At 59.0% G+C, this 25,986-nt stretch carries 18 protein-coding genes and 1 pseudogene; 15 read left to right on the top strand and 4 right to left on the bottom strand.

The annotated features are described in order from the left end of the window. The first annotated feature begins 42 nt into the window (after positions 1–42). From QFZ88_RS26550 to QFZ88_RS26540, 3 genes are all read left to right on the top strand, one after another. On the top strand, positions 43–2,364 hold the full coding sequence (locus QFZ88_RS26550) for a N,N-dimethylformamidase beta subunit family domain-containing protein (RefSeq protein WP_179654375.1): 2,322 nt from the start codon (positions 43–45) through the stop codon (positions 2,362–2,364). A gap of 137 nt (positions 2,365–2,501) precedes the next feature. Further along, complete coding sequence (gene scpA, locus QFZ88_RS26545; protein ID WP_179654377.1) at positions 2,502–4,655, top strand: methylmalonyl-CoA mutase; 2,154 nt, start codon at positions 2,502–2,504, stop codon at positions 4,653–4,655. 186 nt (positions 4,656–4,841) lie between these two features. Continuing rightward, on the top strand, positions 4,842–6,740 hold the full coding sequence (locus QFZ88_RS26540) for a propionyl-CoA synthetase (protein ID WP_179654379.1): 1,899 nt from the start codon (positions 4,842–4,844) through the stop codon (positions 6,738–6,740). On the opposite strand, the gene QFZ88_RS29605 is transcribed toward QFZ88_RS26540, so the two are convergent. From QFZ88_RS29605 to QFZ88_RS26525, 4 genes and pseudogenes are all read right to left on the bottom strand, one after another. Next, positions 6,712–7,077: a GSU2403 family nucleotidyltransferase fold protein gene (locus QFZ88_RS29605; protein WP_179654381.1), complete on the bottom strand. Its 366-nt coding sequence runs from the start codon at positions 7,075–7,077 to the stop codon at positions 6,712–6,714. The genes QFZ88_RS26540 and QFZ88_RS29605 overlap by 29 nt on opposite strands. 79 nt (positions 7,078–7,156) lie before the next feature. Further along, positions 7,157–7,288 (bottom strand): annotated as a pseudogene (locus QFZ88_RS29600) (hypothetical protein); the annotation flags it as partial. 306 nt (positions 7,289–7,594) lie between these two features. Next, positions 7,595–8,296, bottom strand: a complete 702-nt coding sequence (locus QFZ88_RS26530) for a GntR family transcriptional regulator (protein WP_179654383.1) — start codon at positions 8,294–8,296, stop codon at positions 7,595–7,597. Between the two features lie 182 nt (positions 8,297–8,478). Then, positions 8,479–9,324: a MerR family transcriptional regulator gene (locus tag QFZ88_RS26525; RefSeq protein WP_179654385.1), complete on the bottom strand. Its 846-nt coding sequence runs from the start codon at positions 9,322–9,324 to the stop codon at positions 8,479–8,481. A 222-nt stretch (positions 9,325–9,546) separates the two neighbouring features. Between QFZ88_RS26525 and QFZ88_RS26520 the strand changes: the two genes are divergently transcribed. The 12 genes from QFZ88_RS26520 to QFZ88_RS26465 all read left to right on the top strand — a co-directional run bounded on the left by QFZ88_RS26520 (position 9,547) and on the right by QFZ88_RS26465 (position 25,982). Further along, on the top strand, positions 9,547–11,568 hold the full coding sequence (locus QFZ88_RS26520) for a hydantoinase/oxoprolinase family protein (protein ID WP_179654387.1): 2,022 nt from the start codon (positions 9,547–9,549) through the stop codon (positions 11,566–11,568). A gap of 19 nt (positions 11,569–11,587) precedes the next feature. Further along, positions 11,588–13,378, top strand: coding sequence for a hydantoinase B/oxoprolinase family protein (locus QFZ88_RS26515; RefSeq protein WP_065997030.1), 1,791 nt, complete (start codon positions 11,588–11,590; stop codon positions 13,376–13,378). A gap of 171 nt (positions 13,379–13,549) precedes the next feature. Then, entirely contained in the window at positions 13,550–14,884 is a 1,335-nt protein-coding gene (locus tag QFZ88_RS26510; RefSeq protein ID WP_245317447.1) for an ABC transporter substrate-binding protein, read from the top strand. A gap of 39 nt (positions 14,885–14,923) precedes the next feature. Beyond that, positions 14,924–15,802: a branched-chain amino acid ABC transporter permease gene (locus QFZ88_RS26505; protein ID WP_179654389.1), complete on the top strand. Its 879-nt coding sequence runs from the start codon at positions 14,924–14,926 to the stop codon at positions 15,800–15,802. Positions 15,803–15,861: 59 nt separating this feature from the next. Continuing rightward, the gene (locus QFZ88_RS26500; protein WP_179654391.1) at positions 15,862–16,842 is read left to right on the top strand and encodes a branched-chain amino acid ABC transporter permease; all 981 of its coding nucleotides are present in this window, start codon (positions 15,862–15,864) and stop codon (positions 16,840–16,842) included. Beyond that, positions 16,809–17,642 carry an ABC transporter ATP-binding protein gene (locus tag QFZ88_RS26495; protein WP_210184647.1) on the top strand — a complete coding sequence of 278 codons (834 nt, stop codon included), beginning with the start codon at positions 16,809–16,811 and terminating at the stop codon, positions 17,640–17,642. Before QFZ88_RS26500 ends, QFZ88_RS26495 begins: the two co-directional genes overlap by 34 nt. Next, complete coding sequence (locus tag QFZ88_RS26490; protein WP_083237648.1) at positions 17,639–18,355, top strand: ABC transporter ATP-binding protein; 717 nt, start codon at positions 17,639–17,641, stop codon at positions 18,353–18,355. Before QFZ88_RS26495 ends, QFZ88_RS26490 begins: the two co-directional genes overlap by 4 nt. Before the next feature lie 69 nt (positions 18,356–18,424). Next, entirely contained in the window at positions 18,425–19,606 is a 1,182-nt protein-coding gene (locus QFZ88_RS26485) for an MFS transporter (RefSeq protein ID WP_179654393.1), read from the top strand. A 200-nt stretch (positions 19,607–19,806) separates the two neighbouring features. Next, positions 19,807–22,248 (top strand): GcvT family protein, encoded by a 2,442-nt coding sequence (locus QFZ88_RS26480; protein WP_179654395.1) that lies wholly within the window; start codon positions 19,807–19,809, stop codon positions 22,246–22,248. 95 nt (positions 22,249–22,343) lie between these two features. Further along, positions 22,344–23,405, top strand: coding sequence for a GlxA family transcriptional regulator (locus QFZ88_RS26475; RefSeq protein ID WP_065997038.1), 1,062 nt, complete (start codon positions 22,344–22,346; stop codon positions 23,403–23,405). A gap of 662 nt (positions 23,406–24,067) precedes the next feature. Beyond that, positions 24,068–25,477 carry a purine-cytosine permease family protein gene (locus QFZ88_RS26470; protein WP_065997039.1) on the top strand — a complete coding sequence of 470 codons (1,410 nt, stop codon included), beginning with the start codon at positions 24,068–24,070 and terminating at the stop codon, positions 25,475–25,477. Between the two features lie 271 nt (positions 25,478–25,748). Beyond that, on the top strand, positions 25,749–25,982 hold the full coding sequence (locus QFZ88_RS26465; RefSeq protein ID WP_139116449.1) for a hypothetical protein: 234 nt from the start codon (positions 25,749–25,751) through the stop codon (positions 25,980–25,982). Positions 25,983–25,986: the final 4 nt, after the last annotated feature.

Below are 25,986 nucleotides of genomic sequence, written 5' to 3'. Positions count from 1 at the left end.
CCTCGCGGCAAATTCTCATCTGAACTCCTTGCGGAAGTAGACATGGCACAGGTCAAGCTCTTTGGGTATACGAACAAGATCTCCGTCAAGCCCGGAGAGACGATCGATTTCCATGTCAATGCCGACGGAACGACAACCGCTGAAGCACAGCTTGTGCGTCTCATCCATGGCGACGAGCATCCGAGCGGCCCCGGCTTCAAGGAAGAGGAAGTCACCTGTGACGACAACGGAGAGTGGTCAGTCAAAAAGCAGTATACTCAGCTTGGCTCGTTTCTCGCCGTTGAGGATCCGCAGAACAAGCTCGCGCTTGAAGGCAGCATCACAATCCACGGCTTCATCTATCCTGGCCTGCCGCAAGTCGGCTTGCGGCAATGCCTGATCGGTCGCTGGGACAATGACAAGAACTTTGGATACTGTCTCGGCATCAACCAGCGTGGCCACCTAGAATTCTGGGTCGGACAAGGCAGCGAGGTCGACTACGTTCAGGCGGAAATACCGCTGGTCAAGCAGATGTGGTACTTCGTCGCCGGCACTTACGACCGAGCTACCGGCAAAGCAACGATCCACCAGGAAGGTGTTTCGAACCGCTACAACGGTCTGCTCGGGCGCGTAGCTCCGATGGATTACCGCTCCCATGTTTCGGAAAAATTCCGCTTCCAACAAAAGCACCTTCCAGATACGCCCTTCCTGATAGCCGGCTCGCGCGATTGGCACCAGACGCGGGGCCATTTCGTGTCGCAGGGATATTGCGGCAAGATCGACCGGCCGGGCGTGTTCGACCGTGCGCTGACTTGGGAAGAGCTCGCCACGATTATGAAAGGCGGCCAGCCTTCCCCAACTGGCATGGTCGCTTACTGGGACACCACCAAAGGCTATACCGATCGCGGCATTGGCGACACCGTCCTTGATGTCGGACCCCACATGCTCCACGCCGAGGGCTACAACCGTCCGGTTCGAGCACAGACCGGATGGAACTGGAACGGCAGAAACGACAGCTTCCGTCTCGCCCCGTATGAATATGGCGGGATCGAATTCCATGCCGACGCGATGATCGATTCCAATTGGGACGTGACCCGCAGCGTTACTCTACCTTCCTCCCTTAAGAGCGGCGCTTATGCCATGCGCTTGCGAGCAGGACCAGGAACCGGACTGGGCGAAGAGTATGTTGTCTTCTTCGTCAGGCCGAGCAAGCCAAAGGCTAAACTCGCCTTCATCTTTCCGACGGCCAGCTATCTCGCCTATGCCAACGAACATCTGAGCTTCGACGCCCAGATCATTCAGCCGATGACCGGGCAGCCGCCGATCGTGTCCGAAATCGATATTGAGATGTACAAAAATCCTGAATTCGGTCTGTCGACCTACGACGCCTGGGAGGACGGAGCAGGTGTCTGCTATACCTCCTACCATCGACCAATCATCAACATGCGACCCAAGCATCGAATATCGAGCATGGGCATTCCATGGCAGTTTCCTGCGGATCTTTCGATCATCGCGTGGTTGGAGCACAAGGGCTACGAATACGACGTGCTGACCGACGAGGATCTGCATGTCGAGGGGCTCGATCTTCTGAAGCTTTATAAATGCGTCATGACGGGAACGCACCCGGAATACTATTCCCAAGAGATGCTTGATGCGACGGAGGACTACATCGCTACGGGCGGCCGCTACATCTATATGGGCGGCAATGGATATTACTGGAACGTGGCCTTCCGCGACGACGATCTGACGACCATGGAGGTTCGCAAACTCGATTCCGGCATGCGCGCCTGGAACGCGCGGCCAGGCGAACATTATTTGGCCACCACAGGCCAAAAGAGTGGGCTTTGGAAAAACCTTGGCCGTCCGCCACAGAAACTGGTTGGCATCGGTTTCATCGCCGAAGGCTTCGAGACGAGCCGCCCCTACCGTCGTATGCCGGACAGCTATCACCGGACAGTGTCGTGGATCATGGACGGCGTCGAGGGAGAAATGATCGGCGATACCGGTCTAGCCTACGGCGGCGCGGCCGGCATCGAGATAGATCGGTATGATCTGACCCTCGGCACGCCGCCTCACACCAAGATCCTCTCCTCGTCAGGTGGGCACAGCGACAACTATCTTCTGGGCATCGAGGAGATCCTGTATCCCTATCCGGGTTTGTCGGGGTCCCAGGATTATCGCATCCGCGCCGACATGACCTATTTCAACGCCCCACAAAACGGCGCCGTCTTTTGCGGTGGCTCGATTGCATTCGGCCAAGCCCTGCCAAGCAACAACTTCAAGAACAACGTCTCTGTGGTGCTGAGCAATGTCGTCGACGCCTTCATCAAACCCGGAAGATTGCCTGGCTCGCGCTGGATCAACGAGGAGAAGCAGTGGAAATAGGAAAGCGTCTGTAATCAAGGCTCCAAGTCTGGCTGTCTTGCGATGATCCGGTCGGCGCCAGGAGTGATATTTCACTTTCAAGCGCTGCGCCGAATTCGCTTTTGTCAACTCATCGTAGAATTCGGGTGAAGCAGGCGATGACCGATAGTGTAGTCTATGACTATTGGCGCAAACTCGCCGAGCGTGAGTTGAAAGCTTCGCCCGACACCCTCGTGTGGCAGACGCCCGAAGGGATTGATATCAAGCTGCTTTACACACATCACGATCTGGGTGGTGTCGAGCATCTCGATACGTTGCCCGGAGCGAAACCGTTTCTGCGCGGGCCGCATGCCACGATGTATGCCCACAGGCCCTGGACGATCCATCAGCCTGCCGGCTTATCGACGGCGGAAGAATCGAACGCCTTATATCGCAAGGCGCTCGCCGCCGGGCAAAAGGACCTGTCATTGGCCTTCGATCTGGCTACCCATCGCGGCTACGATTCGGACCATCCGCGCGTCGAGGGCGATGTCGGCAAGGCCGGCGTGGCGATCGATTCCGTCGAGGACATGAAGATCCTGTTCGACGGCATTCCGCTGGATGAGATGTCAGTTTCCATGGCCATCAGCGGAGCCGTGATTCCGGTCCTGGCCAACTTCATCGTTGCTGGCGAGGAACAGGGCGTTTCTCGCGACCGGCTTTCGGGAACTATCCAGAACGACATCCTGAAGGAGTTCTTAGTCCGCAACGCCTATATCTATCCGCCCGAGCCCTCAATGCGGATCATCGCGGACATCATCGAATACACGGCAAGGGAGATGCCCGAGTTCAACTCGATTTCCATCTCCGGCTATCACATGCAGGAGGCGGGCTCGACGCTGGTGCAGGAACTTGCCTTCACCCTGGCGGACGGACGCGAATATGTCCGGGCGGCTCTGGCCAAGGGGCTGAATGTCGATGATTTCGCCGGCCGGCTTTCGTTCTTCTTTGCCATCGGGATGAACTTCTTCATGGAGGCTGCCAAGCTGCGCGCCGCTCGGCTGCTCTGGTCGCGCGTAATGGAGGAGTTCAAGCCGAGCAAGCCGTCGTCCTTGATGCTGCGCACCCATTGCCAGACTTCAGGCGTGTCGCTGCAGGAGCAGGATCCTTACAACAACATCGTGCGCACTGCCTATGAAGCGTTGGCGGCGGTTCTGGGCGGCACGCAGTCGCTGCATACCAATTCCTTCGACGAGGCGATCGCGCTGCCGACCGAGTTTTCGGCGCGCATCGCCCGCAACACGCAACTCATTCTGCAGCACGAAACTGGCGTGACCAAGGTGGTCGATCCGCTAGCCGGCTCCTATTATGTTGAAAGCCTGACCAATGAGCTCGCCGAAAGAGCGTGGGCGCTAATGGAAGAGATAGAGGCCATGGGCGGCATGACGAAAGCCGTAGCCTCCGGCCTGCCGAAGCGCATGATCGAGGAAGCGGCGACACGCCGTCAGGCCGCCGTCGACAAGGGCGAGGAGATCATCGTCGGGGTCAACAAATATCGACGCGATACCGATGACCGTGTCGAGATTTTCCATACCGACAACGCTGCGGTCCGTCAGTCGCAGATCGCCCGTATCGAAAAGACCAAGCGCCAGCGCAATCCCAAGCGCGTTGGTGCAGCCCTTGCCGAACTTGGCGCGGTCGTAGCCAGCGGCAAGGGCAATATCCTTTATGCGGCGGTCGAGGCCGCACGCGCCCGCGCAACGGTAGGGGAGATTTCGGATACTATGCGCGAAGCGTTCGGCCGCTATACCGCTGTCCCGGAAGTGGTTCGTAAAATCTACGCCAATGCCTATCACAACGAGCCGGAGTTCGAGACGCTGGCTTCGCGCCTTAATGATTTCTCGACCTTCCTTGGAACCAAACCGAAGATCATCGTTGCCAAGCTCGGTCAGGATGGACATGATCGCGGCGCCAAATTCATCGCCTCGGCTTTCGGCGATATCGGCTTCGAGGTCGTCGCCGGACCGCTCTTTCAAACGCCGGATGAGGTGGCCGAGCTTGCCTTAGCCTTGAAGGTTCATGTCATTGGGGTTTCTTCGCTGGCGGCGGGCCACAAGACGCTGCTGCCGCAACTTGTCGGAGCGCTGAAGCGCAATGGCGGGGAAAACATTATCGTCGTTTGCGGCGGTGTCGTGCCGCGCCAGGACTATCAGTTCCTGCTCGATCATGGCGTGGCGGCCGTTTTCGGCCCCGGCACGAATGTGCTCGAGGCAGCCCGCACAGTGCTAGATTTGATAGAAGCAGAAGCAAGGATGCGTAATCAATGGCGGTAGTTCGTCATTTGACCGAATAGAAATGCAATAACCTTACGGGCGGCCCATGGCGCTACTTGGCATCGTATCGATCAAATCCGACCTCAGAGAGGGTCCAATTATTCTGCCGCCGATTTCCGCAAGGACAAATGCTCAGTGGCGATCAAACCCATGGCCAAGGTATAGCCGTCTGGCGGGAGGAGCTTGATGGCGTCACGTTACCATGAAGTCTATGAGGGCTGGAAAAGCGACCCCATAGGGTTCTGGGCCGACGCGGCGAAGGCCATCGACTGGTATAAGCCTGCCGAAAAGGTCTTCGATCCGGCGGAAGGCGTCTATGGCCGCTGGTTCATCGGCGCCACCTGCAACACCTGCTACAACGCAATCGACCGCCATGTCGCCGGCGGACGCGCCGACCAGCTGGCGCTGATCCATGACAGCGCGATCACCGGCACGATCCGGAAATTCACCTATGCCGAATTGAAGCGCGAGGTCGTCGCGCTGGCTTCGGTGATCAGGCATCGCGGCATCGACAAGGGCGACCGCGTCATCATCTACATGCCGATGGTGGCCGAAGCGGCCATCGCCATGCTCGCCTGTGCAAGGCTAGGCGCCGTGCATTCGGTGGTGTTCGGCGGCTTCGCCTCGCATGAGCTCGCCACCCGCATCGACGACGCCAAGCCGAAGCTGATCATCACCGCCTCCTGCGGGCTGGAGCCCGGCCGCGTCGTCGCCTACAAACCGCTGCTCGACAAGGCGATCGAGATGTCGAAGCACAAGCCCGACGCGTGCCTCATCCTGCAGCGCGAGCAACTGCGCTGCGAGATGAAGGACAATTACGACTTCGACTATGCGGATGCGGTTGCCCGGGAGCGGGCCGCCGGCGCCAATGTCGATTGCGTGCCGGTTTTAGCCACCGACCCGCTCTACATCATCTACACATCCGGCACGACCGGCCAGCCGAAAGGCATCGTGCGCGACAATGGTGGCCATATGGTCGCGCTGAAATGGACCATGGACAACGAGTTCGGCGTCAAGCCGGGCGAAGTTTTCTGGGCGGCCTCCGACGTCGGCTGGGTGGTCGGCCATTCCTACATCGTCTACGGCCCGCTGCTGCATGGCTGCACCAGCGTGCTGTTCGAAGGCAAGCCGATCGGCACGCCGGACGCGGGCACCTATTGGCGGGTGATATCGGAGCACGGCGTGGTCGCGCTGTTCACCGCGCCGACGGCCTTCCGCGCCATCAAGGGACAGGATCCCAAGGGCGAGTTCGTGCCCAAATACGACTTGTCGAAGTTCCGCACGCTGTTCCTCGCCGGCGAGCGCGCCGACCCCGAGACCATCAAATGGGCGGAGCAGAAGCTCGACCGCCCGGTCGTCGACCATTGGTGGCAGACCGAGACCGGCTCGCCGATGACGATCAACCCGGCGGGCCTGGGGCTCTTGCCGGTTAAATACGGTTCGCCCGGCGTACCGATGCCGGGCTACGACATCCGCGTGCTCGACGATGCCGGCCATGAGGTGCCGCGCGGCACGCTCGGCAACGTCGTGGTCAAGCTGCCGCTGCCGGCGGGCTGCCTGCCGACGCTGTGGAATGCCGATGCCCGCTTCCGCCAGGCCTATCTCGAGGAGTTCCCCGGCTTCTACAAGACGGCCGACGCCGGCATGCTCGACGAGGACGGCTACCTCTATGTCATGGCCCGCACCGACGACATCATCAACGTCGCCGGCCACCGGCTGTCGACAGGCGCGATGGAGGAAGTGCTTGCCGCGCATCCCGACGTCGCCGAATGCGCCGTCATCGGCGTCGCCGACGCCATGAAAGGCCAGGTGCCGCTCGGCTTCGTCGTGCTCAACGCCGGCGTTTCGCGCGATACCGCCCTCATTGAAAGCGAGGTGGTGGGACTGGTGCGCGAGCGCATCGGCCCGGTCGCCGCCTTCAAGACGGTGGTGACGATCAAGCGTCTGCCCAAGACCCGCTCCGGCAAGATCCTGCGCGGCACCATGCAGAAGATCGCCGACAAGGAGGAATGGGCGATGCCGGCGACCATCGACGATCCCGCGATCCTCGACGAGATCACGGCGGCGCTGAAGGGACGGGTGTGAACCGAACTAGAAAAACCCGAGGGTCGGGAACAACGAGCCGCAACGGCCCGCCTCTTTCGTCGATCGCGATTGCTTCGAAAGCAGGGCCGTTTTCCAGCCACGCCAAACCGGGGATCTCGGCACCTACCAGTTCGTCGTCGCCTTCTCCGATGGTCACTCGGCTCTTCTTCCAAGCCGGCTTAGCCTGATAAGATCGACGAGATATCCATCTCGGTTCACCGCTCGGAATCTCGCGGATGAACGCTCGAAGGACCGATCGACTTTGCGCAAGAGGTTGATGAGCGCTCCATCTTCGATGTCGCTGCCAGCCATTCCTGAGCGATCGGCGCGCATCCATGAGCAGGTCGATGTCCTCCTGTCGCCGTGATCCCCGGATCGACAAACACACCGGCGGCTGCGGCCTCATAGGCATAGATCGCGTTTGTTCCGGCGATCCGTATGCCTTCGCCCCGGATGCCGGCTTGATCTATTGCTCTGATGATCCTGGCGGTGATCAAGGGGACACGTCCGAGCCTCAGCGCACGGTTGACCGCCGTCTGGCGTTCCATTTGCTGCTGTCGTGCGGACAATCTCTCTGCGCCGACGCTCGGGATGCTTCCCAATCCGCTTTCTGGGCCCCGGTCACCGGCGAGCGCCGACCTTCCACCTTCTGGCGCCGCGCACCGGTGGAATCGTAGTAACTTGCGCATCAAGTGCTCGGCGCCGTTGAACCTGTGCTGGAGATTTTACCGGCACCTGAGGGTTTGGTGCCAAGCTGGCGGGGGCGCGCATCGAGCTCCGCCAGCCTGGCTGCTTGCGTCAGGCACTTCGCAGCTGTGCGCGACGGAGCGGATACGAAGTACCTCAATACGTACCTAAAGGGCCGGCTTTGCCGCACTGATCGGACGACCCAGAACCTGCGTGACGGTTAGGTCGATGTCGCGCACGATGGCCGCGCGTGCCCTCTCGCCGTCACCGGCCTCGATCGCCGCGACAACTTCCTTGTGATAGTCGATGCTCAGAATGCCGGCGAGATCGTCCTCGAATCCGATGCGCAGATTTCGCAGGAAAGGACCGACCTGCATCCACACCGTCTCGATCAGGAAGATCATCTGCTCGTTGCCGCAATGGCGGTAGATCGAGAATTTGAAGTCGTGATTCTTACGCAGATAGTTTTCGATATCGCCGCTGCGCGCGGCCTGGGTGAGTTCGGTGCAATGACGGCGGATGGCGCGCAGATTGTTGCCTTTGATGCGTTTTGTCGCGAGCTCGGTCGCCGTGCCTTCCAGGACCGTGCGCACCGCGGTCAATTGCGAAAAGCGCTCGGCGGAGATCAGCGGCACCTCGACGCTGCCGTTCGGCATCGGGCTCAGCGCCCTTAGCGCCCGCAACCGCATCAAGGCGCTGCGCACCGGCATGTCGCTGGTGCCGAGCTCCTTGGCCAGCTTGCGCGAGGTCAGCTTCTGGCCGGGCTGGAGCTGACCCGACGTCAGCGCCCGCACCAGTTCCAGATAGACTTTCTCATGCAGTGGAACGGTATCGACAGCGATCAGTCCGAAGTGTGATTTGTCGGCCATTGGCTATTCGTTATTCATTAGCGTCTATGCAATCGTTAACATAGACTGCTCATGGTGGCCCCCTCGGCAGTCAGACGGCGCAGCATACAAAAACACCTCCTGCCATTGCGCGACAAATCCTTGGCAGACTTGTTGACCTCAATAGCGCAATGCCTGATACGAGTGATTTACTTAGCGCTGGATTAGAAACTCGGTGGTGTATTCACCCAGATCAGTACCGTGGTGGTCTGGCCAGGGTTCGACCAGGAATGTTTCCAATTGCTCTTGAAGTAAATGCTTTCACCCTGCCGCAAATGATGGACGCGGGTCTCCTCGATGGTGATCTTGAACTCCCCAAACAGAACATAGACGAATTCCTCCCCGTCATGGCTGTAGGCGCCATGGCTGTTTACGCCCGGCTCGATGAACCAGCGCTGGCAATCCATCATGTCTCTACCCGTGGCAAGCTGTTCAATCCTCAGGCCCTTGCCCAGCGTTGGCAGAACTTGCCCTCCCTCTGAAGCGGAAATCACTTCCTTGTTGTCTTCAGTCAATGGTGTCGCCATGAGGGACGTCAGCGTGACACCATAGAATGAGGCAAGGGTCTTGGCTTCGGGGATCTGCACGCCCAGCGACGTGCGCTCGATCGAGGCGAGCGTAGATTGCGGAATGCCGGTCTGATTGGCAACTTCGCGAATGGTCAACTTACGGGCCTGGCGCAGTGTCCTGAGCCTTGCCCCGACAGAACTGGGCGCAATGGCATCAGCCTCCTTTTCCGAAGTCGCAGGTTTGGGATAGGCCGAAGCATCGTTGTCAGGAAGAGCAGCTTTTATTGCCGCGATGCTCAAGCCCTGCAGTGTGCGCAGGCGCTTGATGTCCGCAGCCTGTTTTACGTGGTCCTGGTTGTAGATTCGATACCCCGCTGGCGTGACGCGTGGGGTGAGCAAGCCCCGTTCGCCCCAGACCCGCAACGTCGAAACAGGCACGCCCGTGAGGCGACTGAGATCGGATATCTTCAATTCGGTGCCCGCATTCAATTCCTGCCGCATTCTTGTCTCCGGGTCTGCTTCGTCGCGGGCGCCGCCAGCGCCAGGAGCTTTTCCGTCGCGTTTGGCGGACGACCATTTCACAACGAACGTTGCAAAAATAACTCTACATACTGCGCTTGACAATCTGCAACTCATATGTAGAGTTTTCTTAAGCGAACGGACGCGCCTTAAGCGCCTCCGCAAAAACAAAATATCGCCCGGGAACATAGGAGAATACTGGACATGTGGCGCGTCGGCATTGACGTCGGTGGCACGTTCACCGATCTTTTCGCTTGGGAAGAAACTGATAAATCCTACAAGACAGCTAAGGTCTTGACGACTAAAGATGATCGCTCCCGGGGCGTCGTCCAGTCCATCGAGGCCGCCGGGATTGCCTTCGATCAGATTTCCTTCTTGATGCACGGAACCACCACGGCCACCAATTCCCTGATCGAGCGGAATTATCCCGATGCAGCCTTCATCACCACGGAAGGGTTTCGCGATACCATCGAGATTGGCCGCCAGCACCGCAAGGCTCTCTATGATCCTTATCAGTCAAAGCCGGAGCCTTTGATCCGTCGCCGCAACCGCTTCGCAATTCCAGAGCGCATGTCGGCGAAAGGTCAGCCGCGTCGCCCACTCGATGAAGACATTGCACAACAGGTTGCCGAAACAATCGCTCGCCGCGGTATCCAGTCCGTGGGCATCGGCTTCATCAACTCCTATTCAAATCCGGCACACGAACAGCGGATGCGCCAGATTGTACGGGAAGCCAATCCACAGGCGCATATCGTCATTTCGGCGGAGACCAGACCGATATTCCGTGAGCATGGACGCTTCACCACGACAGCCATCCGAGCGTGCATGATGCCAGTAATGACATCCTACTTCGATCGCTTGGAGGATGCCTTGAGGGCCAAAGGCTTCCGCGGTTCGCTACTGATCCTGAAGAGCAATGGCGGTGTCATGGGCGCAAAGAACGCCAAGGATCGGCCTGAGGAACTCATCGAATCCGGTCCGGCCGGCGGTGTCGCCTATGCGTCTTATCTCAGCCGTACGACCGACTTCGACAACATCATTCATACTGACGTCGGCGGCACCAGCTTCGATGCCTCGATCGTCGAGCACGGCAAGGGTCTCATCACGCGCAGCTATGAGTTGGAATGGGAAGTGCCCGTCAGCGTCCCCATGCTCGATATCCACTCAGTTGGCGCGGGTGGCGGCTCCATCGGCTGGGTCGATGAGGGTGGATCGTTGCGAGTCGGCCCGCGCAGTGCCGGGTCCGAGCCCGGTCCCGCGTGCTACCGCCGCGGCGGCGCCGAGCCGACGATCACAGATGCCAATCTGATCCTGGGTAGGCTCAACCCGTCGCTCTCCGACAAGTTCGAGCTCGACGTCGCGGCGGCCGAAAGAGCGATCGATGGTCTGGCTGCGAAGATCGGCTTGTCACGCCTTGAGACCGCTGAGGGCATGATACGCATATCCTGTGAAACGATGGCACAAGCAGTCAAAGGGGTGGTGGTGGCTCGAGCGCGCGATCCGCGCGATTTCGTGCTGGCAAGTTTCGGCGGCGCCGGCCCCATGCATGCCTGCTTTGTCGCTCAGGCGATGAACATTCCCAAAGTCATCATTCCGGGCCAGGCGGGCGTCGCGTCGGCCTTTGGGGCTACGGCGATGAACATTCGCCATGACGTCGAGGCCTTCCACTATGCTTCACTCGACGATGTCGATGTCGCCGATCTGAACCGCCTCTACGCTGAGTTGGAGGACAAGGCACTTAACCGCCTCCTGGCCGACGGCATCGGCGCCTCGGAGACCAAGATCACGCGAACGGCGCAGATGCGCTATGTCGGCCAGACCTATGAGGTTGATACCGATATTCCGAACGGAACGATCAAGAAGGAGCAGATTGCATCGATTGCAGATGCGTTCCACAATGCCCACCGTCTCGAATATGGGGTGAGTTCGGACGACTTTCCGATCGCCTTCGTGGCGCTGGGCGTGACCGCGGTCGGTGCTTTGACGGAACCGCCCCATTTCAACTTCGGCGCAAAGCAAAGCCGGGCCAACGGCGCTAGCCGTGACGTCTACTTCGACGGGCATTGGATCAAGTCGTCGCTCTACAGCAGCGGTGAGCTGCAGCCGGGATCAACGGTCAAGGGCCCAAGCATCGTTGAGTACACAGACTCAATTGCGGTGCTGCCGCCCGGCACAAGTGGCAAGGTCGACGACAGCGGCAATCTCATCGTCACGATCGCAAACTAACCGCGACAGGGGAATCATTATGGCTTCTTCAGGCGCCGTGGCGCAAAAGATCGACATCTCGGACCGTATGGATCCGGTCACATTCGAGGTTCTTCGAAACAGCTTCGAATATGCCTGCAATCGCATGACTACGATCATGCAAAGGACATCCTTCTCGCCGATTCTTGCTGATATTCTTGACTTTTCAAATGCAATCTACGACGCGAACGTCAGGCTGCTGGCGCAGGCGGCAAACTGTCCCGTCCACCTTGCAGCCATGCAATACAGCGCCGATGCCGCGATAGGCCGATTTCCAGTCGATACGCTAAAGCCGGGCGACGTCATTGCGCTGAACGACCCCTACCAGGGCGGCACTCACATAAATGACATCACGTTCACGATGCCAATCTTCTATGAAGGTGAACTGCTGGGTTTTGCCGTCAGCCGCGGACACTGGATGGATCTTGGCGGAGGCGCCGCCGGCGGCATGTCGTTCTCGACCCACATCGCGGCAGAAGGTCTGCGCCTTCCTCCGATCAAGCTTTACGAGAACTATGAGGTAAATCGAGACTATCTCGCTATCATCATGAACAATACGCGCACGCCGCACTACATTCGCGGTGACCTGCAGGCCCATCTAGGTGCTTTGAAGAGTGCAGAGAGCGAGATGCAACGCGCCGCTGCCCGATATGGCGTAGAGACCGTCAAGGCGGCCATGAACGAGCTCATCGGATACACTGAACGCATTGTTCGCAAGAGCATCGAGGCAATTCCTGATGGCGTCTATTCGGCAGAGGACTTTGCAGACACTGACGGGTTTTCGCCCGACCCGATCAAGGTCAAGGTGACGCTCACTATCGCAGGCTCCGACATCACCGTCGACTTCGCCGGAAGTGATCCGATATGCAAGGGTTCGATCAATTCGCCCTTCGCCAACACCGCATCGGCAGCGTACTATTCGCTGCAGTTCTTCCTGGCGCCGCACGCGCCGTCCAATGCCGGGATGTTCGCGCCGATCAAGATCGAACTGCCGGACAATTGCTGGCTGAACGCCAAGTGGCCCGCTCCGACCATCGGATGCACGACACTTGCCTCGTCGAAGATCACCAGCGCCATCTGGCAGGCCCTGGCCAAAGCGATCCCGGAGCGGGTGACGGGGTCCACCTGTTCGGAATGCAACTGGTTCGTATCGACAGCCGTGGACAAGCAAACTGGGCGCGCCGACGTCTTTTCGGATCTGCCGGCCGGTGGCTGGGGTGGCACGCCGTTCAATGACGGTATGAGCGTGACGATGGACCCGCTAGGAAACTGCATGAACATGGCTGCTGAAACGGCAGAACTGTTTTTTCCGATTGAATATGAGGCTTTCGAACTGCGCCAGGACTCGGCCGGGGCCGGTAAATTCCGCGGCGGCCTCGGAGCCGTGTTCAAGGTTCGCTATCTATGCGACGGGGAATTGAATATGGAGACGTCCCGCACGCGCGAAGGCAGTCCCGGCGTGAACGGCGGCACCCGCAGTGCCGTGCAGCGCTCCAGTCACCTTTACCCGGACGGCAAGGAACTGGTTATCGGCGGCTTTTCACCGAACGGCGCCTGGACGAGCCCGCTGCTGTCGGGCCACCAGTTCTCCTATGACGAGGTATTCAAGTTCGAGAGCACCGGCGGTGGCGGATGGGGCAACCCCAAGGACCGCCCGGCAGACAAAGTGCTTGCAGATTTCCTCGACGAATACATCTCAATCGGCACAGCAAAAGACACCTACCGTGTGGTCATCGATCCCAAGACGATGACGGTCGACAAGGCCGCGACCGAGCGCCTGCGCGGCGCCTAGCTGACGGCTCGCCGGGCCCGTGGCGCCCGGCGAGCCATCTTTCTCCCGATCGCCAGAGTTTGCCGGCCGCGCTTGCCGCAATGGCTTTGCCTTGCCTCAAGAATGCGATCGCGCGCTCCAACAATTGAAGAGTGGGAACACGGCCGAAGAGCCGTAAAGCAGGAGATCATCATGACCGGACCGAAGACTGACTTTCCGATGGTGAATACGAACCGCCGACGGTTCCTGAGCGCCTCGGCTTCCTGCGCCGCTTTTGGCGGCGGGCTGCTGGCAAGCCTCAATGAGGGACGGGCGCAATCGGATGAAATGATCCCGATAGGTCAGATGGCCTCGCTGACCGGACCACTGGCAGTGGACGGGATCGAGCACAAGAACGGGCTGGAGATGGCTTGCGAGGAGATCAATGCGGCCGGCGGCATTCTGGGCAAGAAGCTTTCCCCGATCACTGTCGACAGCAAGAACCAAACAGCTGAAGAAGTCACGGCGGCCGCGCGCTTGCTAATCGATCGCCATGGGGTACACGCGATCATCAACGGCTATAACGTCGGCGCCAACCAGGCTGAATATGACCCTATCGCCGACGCAGGTATCATCTATATCCACTACAATACTTCCATCGGGCACCACGAAACCTTCAAGAGCGACACCCAGCGCTATTTTGGCATCTTCATGGCCGACCCGGCCGAGTACTATTACGGTGTTGGTCTTCCCGTCATGTTGGACCAGATCCGCAAGGCCGGCGTTTGGAAGCCGCACAACAACAAAATCGCCTTGGTCACAGGCTCGTTGCCCTATTCAATAGTGATCTCGAATGCCATCCGCGAGACGGCGCCGAAATATGGCTTCGAAGTCTCTTTCGAGGAGGTCGTGCCGGTTCCGACGACCGAATGGGGCTCGGTGCTGAACAAGATCCGCGCCGATCCCCCCGCCGTCATAGCCAATACGCATTTCTTTCCAGGCGATCTCGCCCAGTGTCAGGTGCAGTTTCTGCAGCAGCCTACGAACAGCCTGTTCTATTACCAGTATGGCCCACTACTCAAAGCCTTCTCCGATATCGCGGGCGAGGCTGCGCGCGGGGTATTGACTTCGACCGTCATCGGGATATTGCCGGACGAGATCGGTACTTCCTTCCGCAAGGCGTACTGGGCCAAGTTCGGAGAAAAGGCCGAGGCGGACCCGGGCGCCTCCACCTATTCGGAGACCTACCACTACGCCATCGCGGCCGCCCTTGCGGGCGGCACCGGCGAGCCGGGCAATGCCGACCAAAACCGTAAGATCGCGGCCAATCTACAACGTTTCGTCTATCGGGCGCCCTTCGGCGTGCTGCGCTACGACCCCACCGTCAACGCCGCAATCCCCTATCCGACCGTTTCTTCTGATCCCTCGATCGCGATGCCGCACCTCCTTTACCAGATCAAGGACCCGAAGGCCGAGGTTCCCAAGAAGCTGATCTATCCACAACCTTACAACGAGGCCGATTTCGAGCTGCCGCCCTGGTTCAAGTAGAGCGCCTCGTCCTTGACGTTCGCATGGAGTGTACCGGCGATGATTGTCCTGAGAGACATACTCCTTAGCGCACTCACGCTGGGCGCCCTTTATGCAGCCAGCTCTGTTGCACTGTCGTTAATCTGGGGCAGCATTGGAATGCTCAACCTTGCGCATGGCGCCTACCTCGCGGTGGGCGCCTACGGCTCCCTCATTCTGGTCAACTGGCTAGGCTTTCCCTGGTGGGCAGGCATCATTGGGGGGGTGGTGGGCGGCATGCTCATGGGCCTCGCCACCCACTTCTTGCTCGTGAGGTGGGTTTTCGCAAAGCCCAATTTCGAGATCAACATCATCATCCTCACGATGGCGCTTTCGACCATCGTCATCGATTTGATCAACAACCTGATCGGGCCAACATCGGCACGCCAGCCGTTCAACATTGACGGTCGCATCGATATCGGGGGCTCGGGCATCGCCTATCAGACCCTGCTTATCATTGGAGGCTGCGCCATCATGATCTTCGGGCTGCAACTGGTGATTAGGAAAACCAAACTAGGCAGAGCAATCCGGGCGGTCTCGCAGGAACCGACCGCAGCGCGGCTGAACGGCATCCCGCTGCAGGTCGTGGTCCTCAAGGTCATGCTCCTGGCCGGGGCTGTCGCGGGCATATCAGGCGTGCTGCTGACCGCATTCACAACGGTCTATCCCACAGTCGGCCTCGACCCTCTTCTCAAGGCCTTAATCATTTGCGTGGTGGGTGGGCTGGGCAGCATCCCGGGAGCGCTGAGCGCTGCTTTCCTGCTCGCGTTCGTGGAGGTGCTCGTCCAGTACGGCTTCGGCACCAAATGGGGGTTCCCGGCACTGCTGATTGCCGTCGTCATCGTCCTGATCGTCCGTCCTGACGGGCTTTTCGGTCAGCGTGTCCAGGCAAGGAACTGAGCATGTCCAAACATCGACTTCACACAGACCTCCTGATTGCATCCGCCGTCTTTGCGGGGTTGGCGCTGCTTCCGCTTGCCGCTCCCGGCAGCTACGTGCTCGGGCAGGCCACCCTGTTTGGCATATGGGCGGCAGTCGTGACCCAGTGGAATCTGGTTCTCGGCGTGGCCGGCATTATGTCGATCGGACAGATGGCGCTTTTTGCCGCCGGCGGGTACGCGGTGGCGTTGCTTGGCCTCTATTTCTCTATCTCGCCGTGGTGGTCGCTGCCAATCGCTGGCCTGGCAGGGACTGCGGTCAGCCTGCTCATGGGAGGTGCCACGTTGAGGCTGAAGGGCGCATATGTCGTGGTCGTGACGCTCGCCGTCGCCATGGTCCTCTATCAGTTGATCGTCACCGACGTTGACTGCTTCCGCAAGGTTGAGATTGCCTGCTATTCGTTAACCGGCGGAGCAAGGGGCCTGACGCGCTTCGGCGATTTCGGCTTCGCTAGGCTTTTCGGCTATAAATTCGTGGCGACGGCCGACTACCTATTGGCTCTTGCCTGCCTGGCGCTTGGGACGGTGTTTGCCATAGTGGTCGTGCATAGCCCCTACGGGCGCGCTTTCCAGGCGATGCGCGACAATGAAGTATGCGCGGCCGCTCGGGGCATCGACGTTGCCAAGTATCAGCTTATCGTATTTGCGCTAGCCGGCTTCTTTACCGGGCTTGCAGGCGGCATCTACGCAGGCACGATGAAGACGTTCGGGCCCCAGGTGCTGGAACTGCCGACGCTCCTGTTCCTGCTGTCCATGATGATCGTTGGCGGCCGGGGGCGCGTGTGGGGTCCGATCTTGGGAACAATCGCATTGGCGCTCGTCGATGAATCCTTCCGCGATCTCGCACAGTGGCGAAACACTGCCTTTGCCGTGGTGCTGATGCTCATGCTGGTGTTCATGCCCGAGGGACTTGCCGGCGGCCTTGCCCGGTTCTTCTCGGTATCGTCGCCGCTGATCGGCGGCGTTGCGTGCAGGCGCAGGCGCGGGTGGGCGCGGTCATGACGAACTCAAGCAATGTCGGCAGAATCCTGAGCGTAGAGGGTCTCACCAAGCGCTACGGCGCGATGGCTGCAGTCAGCGACCTTACCTTCGCTGTCAGGCCAGGCGAGGTGCTTGGCATTGGCGGACCGAACGGCGCGGGTAAGACTACCCTTTTTGATACCATATCAGGGGTGTCGAGACCGACGGCCGGCCGGGTGGTTTTCGACGGCCATGACATCTCCAGCCATTCAGCACCGCAAATATGCCACCTGGGTATCGGCAGGACGTTTCAGCTCAATGCAGTTTTCGAAACAATGACGGTTCGCGAAAACCTTCAAAGCTGCGCCTATTTCGGCACTCGCAAACGCATCATTCCTTGGCTCCGCTTTGACAGGCAAGCTGAGGAACAGGCCGACGAGGCGATGGAAGTCACCGGGCTGCAAGACTTGGCCGAAACGAGGGCATCCAAGCTCCCGATCCTGCAACGCAAGCTGCTGATGACTGCATGCGCCATAGCCAGTCGGCCGAAGCTGTTGCTCCTCGACGAGCCGGTAGGCGGGTTGAACGCTAATGAGATTGATCTTTGTGCCAAGGTGTTTCGCCGGTTGCGCGATTTCCACGGCATGACCATCGTGCTGATCGAGCACATCATGAGTTTCATGGTCGCGCTCTCCGACAACATCCTCATCCTGCACCATGGTCGCAAGCTCTACGAGGGGCCGGCGACCGGCCTTGCCGAAGACAGGGAGGTCGTCGAAGTCTATCTCGGAGCCGCTGGCGCAACTGCGGTCAAGGCCGCCGCAAACGAAAGGCAGGCATGATGGCGCTTCTGGAGATCGAGAGACTGTCGGCCTCCTATGACGGCGGCGAGGTGATTGAAGATATTTCCTTGCATGTCGCAGAAGGCGAAATCTTCGGACTGGTCGGACCGAACGGGCACGGCAAGACCACGCTTTTGCGCGCAATCTCCGGACTCTTAGCCCGACAACGGGGAGACGTTCGTTTCCGAGGCAAGATGATCAGCGGGCTGGCGCCCGAGGCCATTGCAATGCGTGGGATCGTGCACGTGCCGCAGGGCGACCTGATTTACAGGGACATGTCGGTTTTCGAGAACTTGCTCGTGGGAGGCTACGTCAACGCCCTGCCTGGACAAACGCGGGCCAGACTGAGTTTCGTCTATGAGTTGTTTCCCAAGCTGAAGGAGCGAGCGGGGCAGCGCGCCAGTTCGCTCTCGGGCGGGGAGCGGCGGATGCTTGGTATCGGACGCGGCCTGATGATGGCCGAGGCGAAGCTACTCATGCTCGACGAGCCGTCCCTTGGCCTCGCGCCGATCGTGATTGAAGCAATTTACGATGCGATTTTGAGATTGCGGCGAGTGGGCCTGACTATCCTCATCGTGGAGGAGAATGTGAGCCGCATCGCCTCGGTCGCTGACCACTTGAGCATGCTCAACCACGGCCGCGTTGTTTGGAGCGGGGAGCCGTCGGAACTCAGCAGTCGAAGGGAACTCGTCGAGACTTACCTGGGGATTTGAGCCGTCGCGGAAGCGGATAGTCCTGAAACGGAAACGTCGCATTCGAAATGACTCACATGGAGGGGCCACATGGCCGACCAATTGAGCGTTGTCACGCCGCGGGACTGTGCGGCGCAAAGGCTTCTTGCGGCGATCCTCGTCAACATTGCCATGGGCACGATCTATGCCTGGGGCGTCTTCATGCTGCCGCTCGAGACATATCTTGCGGTCTCGCGGGCCGAGCTAAGCATAGTGCCCACCGTTGCACTGATCGGCTTTACCATGGGAATGGTCTTGCACGATCGCCTGCTTCGATTTTTGGGCCGCGTCAAACACTCGGTTTTCGCCTTTGCACTGACAGGCGGCGGTTTCCTGCTGTTTGCGGCGCTGCCTGGCTATTGGTCCTTGCTTGTCGGTTATGGCGCTCTCTTTGGCTTGGGATCCGGTCTGGGCTACGGGCTCGCCCTCGCGCTTGCGTCGGCTGCTTCTGCGCAGAATCGTCCAGCGACAATCGGCATCACCGTAGCGGCCTTCGCCTCAAGCGGCATCGCGATGCCGCTTGCCCTGGCTAAGTTCACGACATCTCACAGCGTTGCCCACGTCTTCGCCTACGTGGCTCTGGCGATATTCGCGATCGGCGCATGCGCCACCGCGCTTCTTGGCGAGAGGCAAAAGGAAGAAGGGCATGCTGAAAAGCGCGACGCTCCGCCTGCTAGCGGCGTCGCCATGTCAGGTTGCAATTTCATCAGGCTTGCGATTATTTTTTTCTGCATTTGCTTTGTAGGGTTAATGACGATCTCGCAGCTGGCAGGCATAGTTTCCTCTCATGCCCTCGATGCCCTTGTCGGCTATAGCCTTTCGATTCTCACCTTGGGTTACTTAGTTGGATCGCTATTCGGAGGATACGCCGCTCGCAGCCTCGGTAGTTGGCGCGCGCTTCTTCTGGCAAGTGCCGTTACCGCGCTCGGGCTCATCTTTCTGAGCCTGGCAACGCCTGCTTCAGCGCTTGTGGGCGCTGCCTGCATCGGCGCGACTTTCGGCTCCTCTGCCTCGCTCATGCCGACACTCATTGGTGAGCTCTATGGTTCTGAAAGAATTGGAGAAATCTACGGTCGACTCATGATATCCTACGGCTTGGCGGGCCTCGCCGGCCCTTGGGGGAGCGGCGTCTTGTATGATACCTTTGGCGGATACGGACCCGCTGTCATGACGGGCTTGGTGGCGTGCACGATCTCGGCCGTACTCGCCGTCAGTTTCAGAAGACTGTCGTGAGCGATGAATTACTTGATCGATTGCTCGGGTAAGATGCGATTTGCTGAACGATTCAGCAGGCCTTTGAGAATCCCAGCCGTGGGCAAGGGCCGTAAAAACTCTATATTTTTATTGACGAGTTTTTCAAAATGAGGATAGTGTCACCTTAGCATAGCCACCCCTTGTCCGGGAGCGGACGCTGCATTTCCGAGGTGATTGAAATGGCTCTACCCAAACACGCTCAGGTCGTTATCGTTGGGGGCGGCATCATTGGTGTCAGCATTGCCTATCACCTGACAAAGCTGGGATGGCGCGATGTCGTGCTTTTGGAGCGGGGACAACTCACCTGCGGTACGACCTGGCATGCGGCCGGATTGGTGATGCAACTTCGTACGACGCATACGATGACCGAGCTCTGCCGCTATGGGACACGCCTGTTCGACGAGTTGAAAAGCGAAACCGGACAGGACACTGGCTTTCGTCGCACCGGCAGCTTGCCGATCGCGCGCAACGCCGATCGTCTCGTGGAGATATCGCGGCTGGTATCGCTGGGCAAAAGCTTCGGCGTTGAAGCGCACATGTTGTCTGCTCGGGAGGTGAAGGAACATTACCCGCTGCTTGATGATACACATATTGTCGGCGGTGCCTTCATCCCTGGCGACGGACAGACCAACCCTGTCGACTCGACACAGGCGCTGGCCAAAGGTGCCCGCGCTGGCGGAGCCAATATCTTTGAGAATGTGTCCGTAACCGGCTTTGAGATCGAACAGGGCAAGATCAAGGGTGTCGTTACCGATCATGGCACTGTGAATTGCGAGGTGGCTGTCTTATGCGCGGGCGCCTGGTCGCGAGACCTTGGCAGACTGGCCGGCGTCAATGTGCCTCTTTATGCGGCCGAGCATATGTACGTGACCACCGAAGCCGACCCGGCGATCCCAAAGGATCTGCCCGTCCTGCGCGATACTGATGGCTACCTCTACATCAAGGAGGACGCTGGCAAATTGCTGGTGGGCGCATTCGAACCGCATGCGAAACCGCTGCCGATGGAGAAGTTGCCGAACAGGTTCGAATTCGGCGAACTGCCCGAGGACTGGGCGCAGTTCGAACTGCCAATGTCGAAGGCTATTCAAGTGGTGCCGCTGTTGCAGTCGCTCGGCATTCGCCATTTCATGAACGGGCCAGAGAGCTTCACTCCCGACAACAAGTTCATTCTGGGCGAAGCGCCGGAAGTGAAGGGATTCTACGTCGCGGCGGGCTTCAATTCTCAAGGCATTCTCAGCGCGGCCGGTGTCGGCAAAGCGCTCTCAGAGTGGATCGTCAACGGCGAGCCCACCATGGACCTGTCCGAGGTCGATATCGCGCGCTTCCACAAATTCCAGGGCAATCGCAAATATCTGCACGAGCGCATCTCCGAGAGCCTGGGCCTGCTCTATGCGATGCATTGGCCCCACCGCCAATTCGAAACCGCTCGGCCAGTCCGCGAAACGCCTCTGTTTGCCCGCCTCAAGGCTCGCAACGCGGTCTTTGGAACGGCAGCAGGTTGGGAGAGGGCAAACTGGTTCGCGCCGGAGGGAAGTCGCCCCGAATATGTCTACTCATATGGCAGACAAAATTGGTTTGACGTGGTCGGTGAAGAACACTGCGCTGCACGAGAGGCAGTGGCACTCTTTGATTTGTCCTCTTTCGGCAAGACCTTCATTGAGGGACCAGACGCAGAGGCCGAACTGCAGCGGATTTGCGCCAACGACATGGCAGTCGCCACAAACAAGGTCGTTTACACCCAGATGCTGAATTCCAGGGGCGGTATCGTCGCCGACGTCACCTTCACCCGGCTGTCCGAGGACCGTTACATGATGGTGACAGCCGCTGCGGCCCAGGCCCAGGATCTAAGCTGGGTAAGGCGTAATTTGCGGGTGGGGGCCCGCGTGACGGTCACCGACGTCACCTCGGGTTTTGCGGTCCTGTCCGTCATGGGCCCACGGGCGCGAAGACACCTCGAGGCGGTTTCAACTGCCGATTTCTCCAATGACGCCTTTCCGTTCGGCACCGCGCAAGAAATTGAGATCGGTTACGCAAAGGCGCATGCGCTAAGGGTGACCTATGTCGGCGAACTCGGTTGGGAGCTTTACCTGCCAACCGAGTTTGCCGGCCCCGCCTTCGACCTGTTGGTCAAGGAAGGAGAGCCGCTTGGCATGCGGCTCGCGGGTTATCACGCGCTGGATTCCCTGCGTTCAGAGAAGGGCTACCGTCACTTCGGTCATGACGTAACACCTGGGGATACCCCTTTGGAGGCCGGCCTGTCCTTTGCGGTTTCGTTCAGGAAGGCCGACCATTTCATAGGCCGTGCCGCGCTCGAAAAACAACAGGCCGAGGGATTGAAGCGTCGCATCGTGTTCTTGCGTATGGAGAGTTCGGAACCTATCCTTCTTCATGACGAACCGATCCTGCGCGATGGCCGGATCGTGGGCAGGACGACCTCTGCCGCCTTTGGGTATACGCTTGGCAGCTCAGTGGCCCAGGGTTATGTGACACTTCCCGACTCCGACTGGAAGTCTTGGCTTAGCCAAGGAAGTTTTGAGGTCGAGCTCGCAGGCGTTCGCCATAAGGCGATCTGTCAAGCGCGACCCTTCTATGATCCCGATAACGCGCGCATCCGGCTGTAATGGGTTCTCCGGGCGAACGAGCGTAAGAGCTTGTTCCGGCAAAGGATTGACGGGTAAGCCTCGCGCGCAGTTGGACCAAACGACGGACGTAGGCGATGAATCTCATCGAATGGCATGCAAGGCGGCAGCTGCGTTGTCCGCTTGAGCGCAAATTTGAATTCCACGCAACAGCCGAGGGTACCTTTAAGCTCCATGTGGTCCTGCTGCCCGGTTTCTCGCAATTCAGCCTGTCCGCGTTTATTGACCCACTCTGTTGCGCTAACGCGCTGTTCGGCCGCCGGCTCTTCGAATGGCAAACCGTCGGGCTTCAGGCGGCGCCAGTCGCGAGCTCGAGCGGGATGCTGTTCGACGTAGCAGCCAGCCTGGCAGATTGCCTCTGTGAAGACGAAGCCACTGCGCTGGTGCTGGTCGGAGGCGATCAGATTGAGGATGCGCTGTCGCCACAACTTCGCGCCTTTCTTCGTAGGCAAGTCCGTTCCAATATTCCGATCTACGCGGTGGGCACGGCGACCTGGCTGCTCGCGGAAGCGGGTGTATTGCGTAGCGGAGCTCGGTGCACCATTCACTGGACGAAGCTGGCGGCTCTGTCGGAAACATTTCAAGATTTGATCGTGGAAGATGTCCTGTTCTCGCAGGAGGGAAACATCGTCACATGCGCCGGCGGGTTTGCGGCGTTTGATCTTGCAGCCGAGATCGTCAAGGAGTGCTGCGGGAGTGATCTTGCCCAACGCATTTGCCAGCAGTTGATCGCAGAGGGATGGAGAAGCGGCGAACGTTGGCAATCGATACCGTTCGGTCTGAAAAACACGGGAGCTGGCGCCAAGATGCTGCAAGTGGTGAAACTGATGGAGAAAAATACAGAGGCCCCGCTTTCCCTCGATGAGCTCGCCCAGCGGGTATCGCTGTCGCGTCGTCAACTCGAGCGCCTTTTTGAGAAGCACCTGAGCACCACACCTCATAAATACTACATGTCGGTTCGCTTGCGCAAAGCAAGACAACTACTCGAAAATACCAACATGCCAGTGATCGATGTAGCAATCGCCTGCGGATACATCTCCTCGTCTCATTTCTCGAAAAGCTTCAAGGACTATTTCCAGACTCTGCCGAGCCAAACTCGGGCACCTGCGCCAGTGCTGGACAACCGATTTGCAGCCTGAATGCCGTGTTGGAGCGGGCGAGGCATGTATCGCCGACAATATGGGAAACACGCCGCTGGGCGCGACGCGGCAAGGTACTCGCGCCGCGAACGGCCGCGATAGTCACAGCGGCATCGAGAATTCAGGCGTTCGCTGCAGGGACTTCGCCGTTGCTAACGTGTCGGGTGTGAGCTCTCCACTGTTCCCGGCCAGACTGTCTTTGGCCACGCCGAACGAGCGCTCCTTAACGATTGAGGCGACCTTGTGAAATGACGTCAGAATACCCTTGCGTGATTAAAAAAATATGCCAAAGTGACGAAAAAATTAATCACCAGCGCTGCGCGAGATCAAGCCTCGCACCGTTGGCACATCAGCGCGAAGAAGGGGGTAGTGATCGAACCGCGAACCACCCTCACCGATAATTCCATTGCGGGGGAGGAGGCTTTCGAAGCTACCTCTACTATCGGCGACCGAGTATGCGGCATCCAGTATTGGGCCAAGCAACATGCCTAACGGGAGGAAAAGATGATCAGTGTAAATATTCCAGCGGAGTTGGAGAGACGCATTCGAGTTCTGGAGACACCCGGCGAGGAGGGTGAGGACTTCGATGCAAGTAGTTGGTTCTGGCTACTCGTTCTGGGCCTTGTGCTGCCCATAGCCGTCCTCGTCTTGGGGTGGGTGGCATGACCAACAGTTCTGTTGCGCCGAATCCAATTGAAATCGAAGCCGACAAAAGTGCCTGGCCACTATTGAGGCATGAGCGCACGTGGGGACCGTGGCAGCTCGGCATATCCCTTGCTACCGCCGCCGCCGCAACTTGGTGCTACATCATCGGCGAGTATGCGGGCTATTATCTCGGCTTTACCCGAGGTATCGCTGCTCTCTTCGCCGGATCTATGATAGGAATGCTGATCGTAGCGTTAGCTGCGATCCCCATCTGCATCCGGTTCGGAGTGGACTCCATTGCATCGACCAAGCCCCAATTCGGTTCGGTCGGCTGGATCATCCCAGCGGCTCTCCAGCAAATATCGATCGTCGGATGGAATTCGCTGCTGCTGATCTTCTTCGCCAAATCGACGACGCAGCTTCTCGTAGCAACCGGAGTCATGCCAGATGGCGATAGCGCCTGGATAGTGCCGATCACGATTTTCCTAGCCTGCTCCCTCGTGTTCATCTTCCTGCTCAAGGGCTCAGGTGGGGTCGACCGCATTGCCAAGATCTTGGTGGCGCATGTCTTGGTAGGCCTCTGGATGCTCTATATCCTGCTGAGCCAGCGATGGGGAGATATCAAAGCCGCCGTTCCAGCTTCCGCTTCCCCCGATCCAATCTGGAATTATACTACAGGCGTCGAGATCGGCATCGTCTCACTCCTTTCGTGGTGGCCGTATATCGGTGCGATGGTCAGAATGGCGCCGAGGGGGCGGACGACCGCAGTTCCTGTGATGCTTGGTATGGGCGCCCCCGTTCCTCTGCTTTCCTCAATCGGTATTGCGGGTATCTTGGTGCTACAGGTATCCGATCCGGCCGCTTGGCTGCGCACGGTCGGCGGACCGACCTACGGCATCATCGCGTTGATCTTCGTTGCGGCTGCGAACCTGGGCACAGCGGTCGCAGGCGTCTATGCCTCCGCAATCGGCCTGCGACATTTTCCGAGCCTGGATCGTGTTTCGTGGCCTGTTCTGCTGCTGATGACGATCGGGCCGGTCGTGCTTGTAGGACTGCTCATTCCCGAACTGTTCTTCTCCAATTTCGGCTCCTTCCTGGCATTCATCGGCATGGCGTTTGCCCCGCTTTGCGGCATCCAGATCGCTGACTATTACTTCCTTCGCCGTCGCCGGATCGATGTCCGGGCAATGTTCATCGGCGGAACGGGTTCCGCCTACCGTTTCTGGGGCGGCTTCAATCCGGCCGCAATGTTAGCCATGGTCGGCGGTTGCGGGACTTATCTGTACCTTTTGAACCCGCTGACCTACGTCAGCCACCAGCCCTACGACTACATGACGGCGACGTTGCCGACACTAGTCGTCTCAGGCATTATCCATATTGCAGTGACCAAAGTGGTGGTGAAATCCGCCGGTAAAGGTGGGTACTAAGGTCATCAAAGGACGCCCGTTGGGGCGTCCTTTGCACGCCTCGTCAATTCAATAGCGGAGAACCTTGCTCCGAGTTGCGGCGCGGATACCTCTTGAGCTGACCCGGGATTCACACCCAGAAGTGCACCGCTACTCTAAGCGGCTTGGAGTCCCGAACCTCCATGCGAACACGGGCAAGTGCGTCAAGCAACCGACGCATTCCTCCCCGCTGAGCCTCTAGGCTGTCGCGTAGGCAGCCGCAAGCTCGATTTCGCGAGGGGATTTGAGGACTATGTTCCTCATTGGTCGTATTCCGGAAACAACCCGAGAAGTGGCCGCGAGGCGCGCGCTGAACCTTGCGTGCGGCATCCGTTGCGGCAAGTGCAACCTTAAACGGTTCTACAAGCCGCTTGAATTATGGGCGATGATCAGCAATGTGACGATCGATGAAATCGTGAGAGAGTCCGCTGCCATCAATGCGGCAGTGATGCCGCCCTCAGCAGAGTCGCGGATTGCCTCGACCTGACACG

Origin of the sequence: Mesorhizobium sp. YL-MeA3-2017, assembly GCF_030814575.1 — a bacterium.
Lineage (GTDB): Bacteria > Pseudomonadota > Alphaproteobacteria > Rhizobiales > Rhizobiaceae > Mesorhizobium > Mesorhizobium terrae.
The sequence above is the reverse complement of the archived record's forward strand: the minus strand, read 5'-3'. Positions and strand labels throughout refer to the sequence as shown.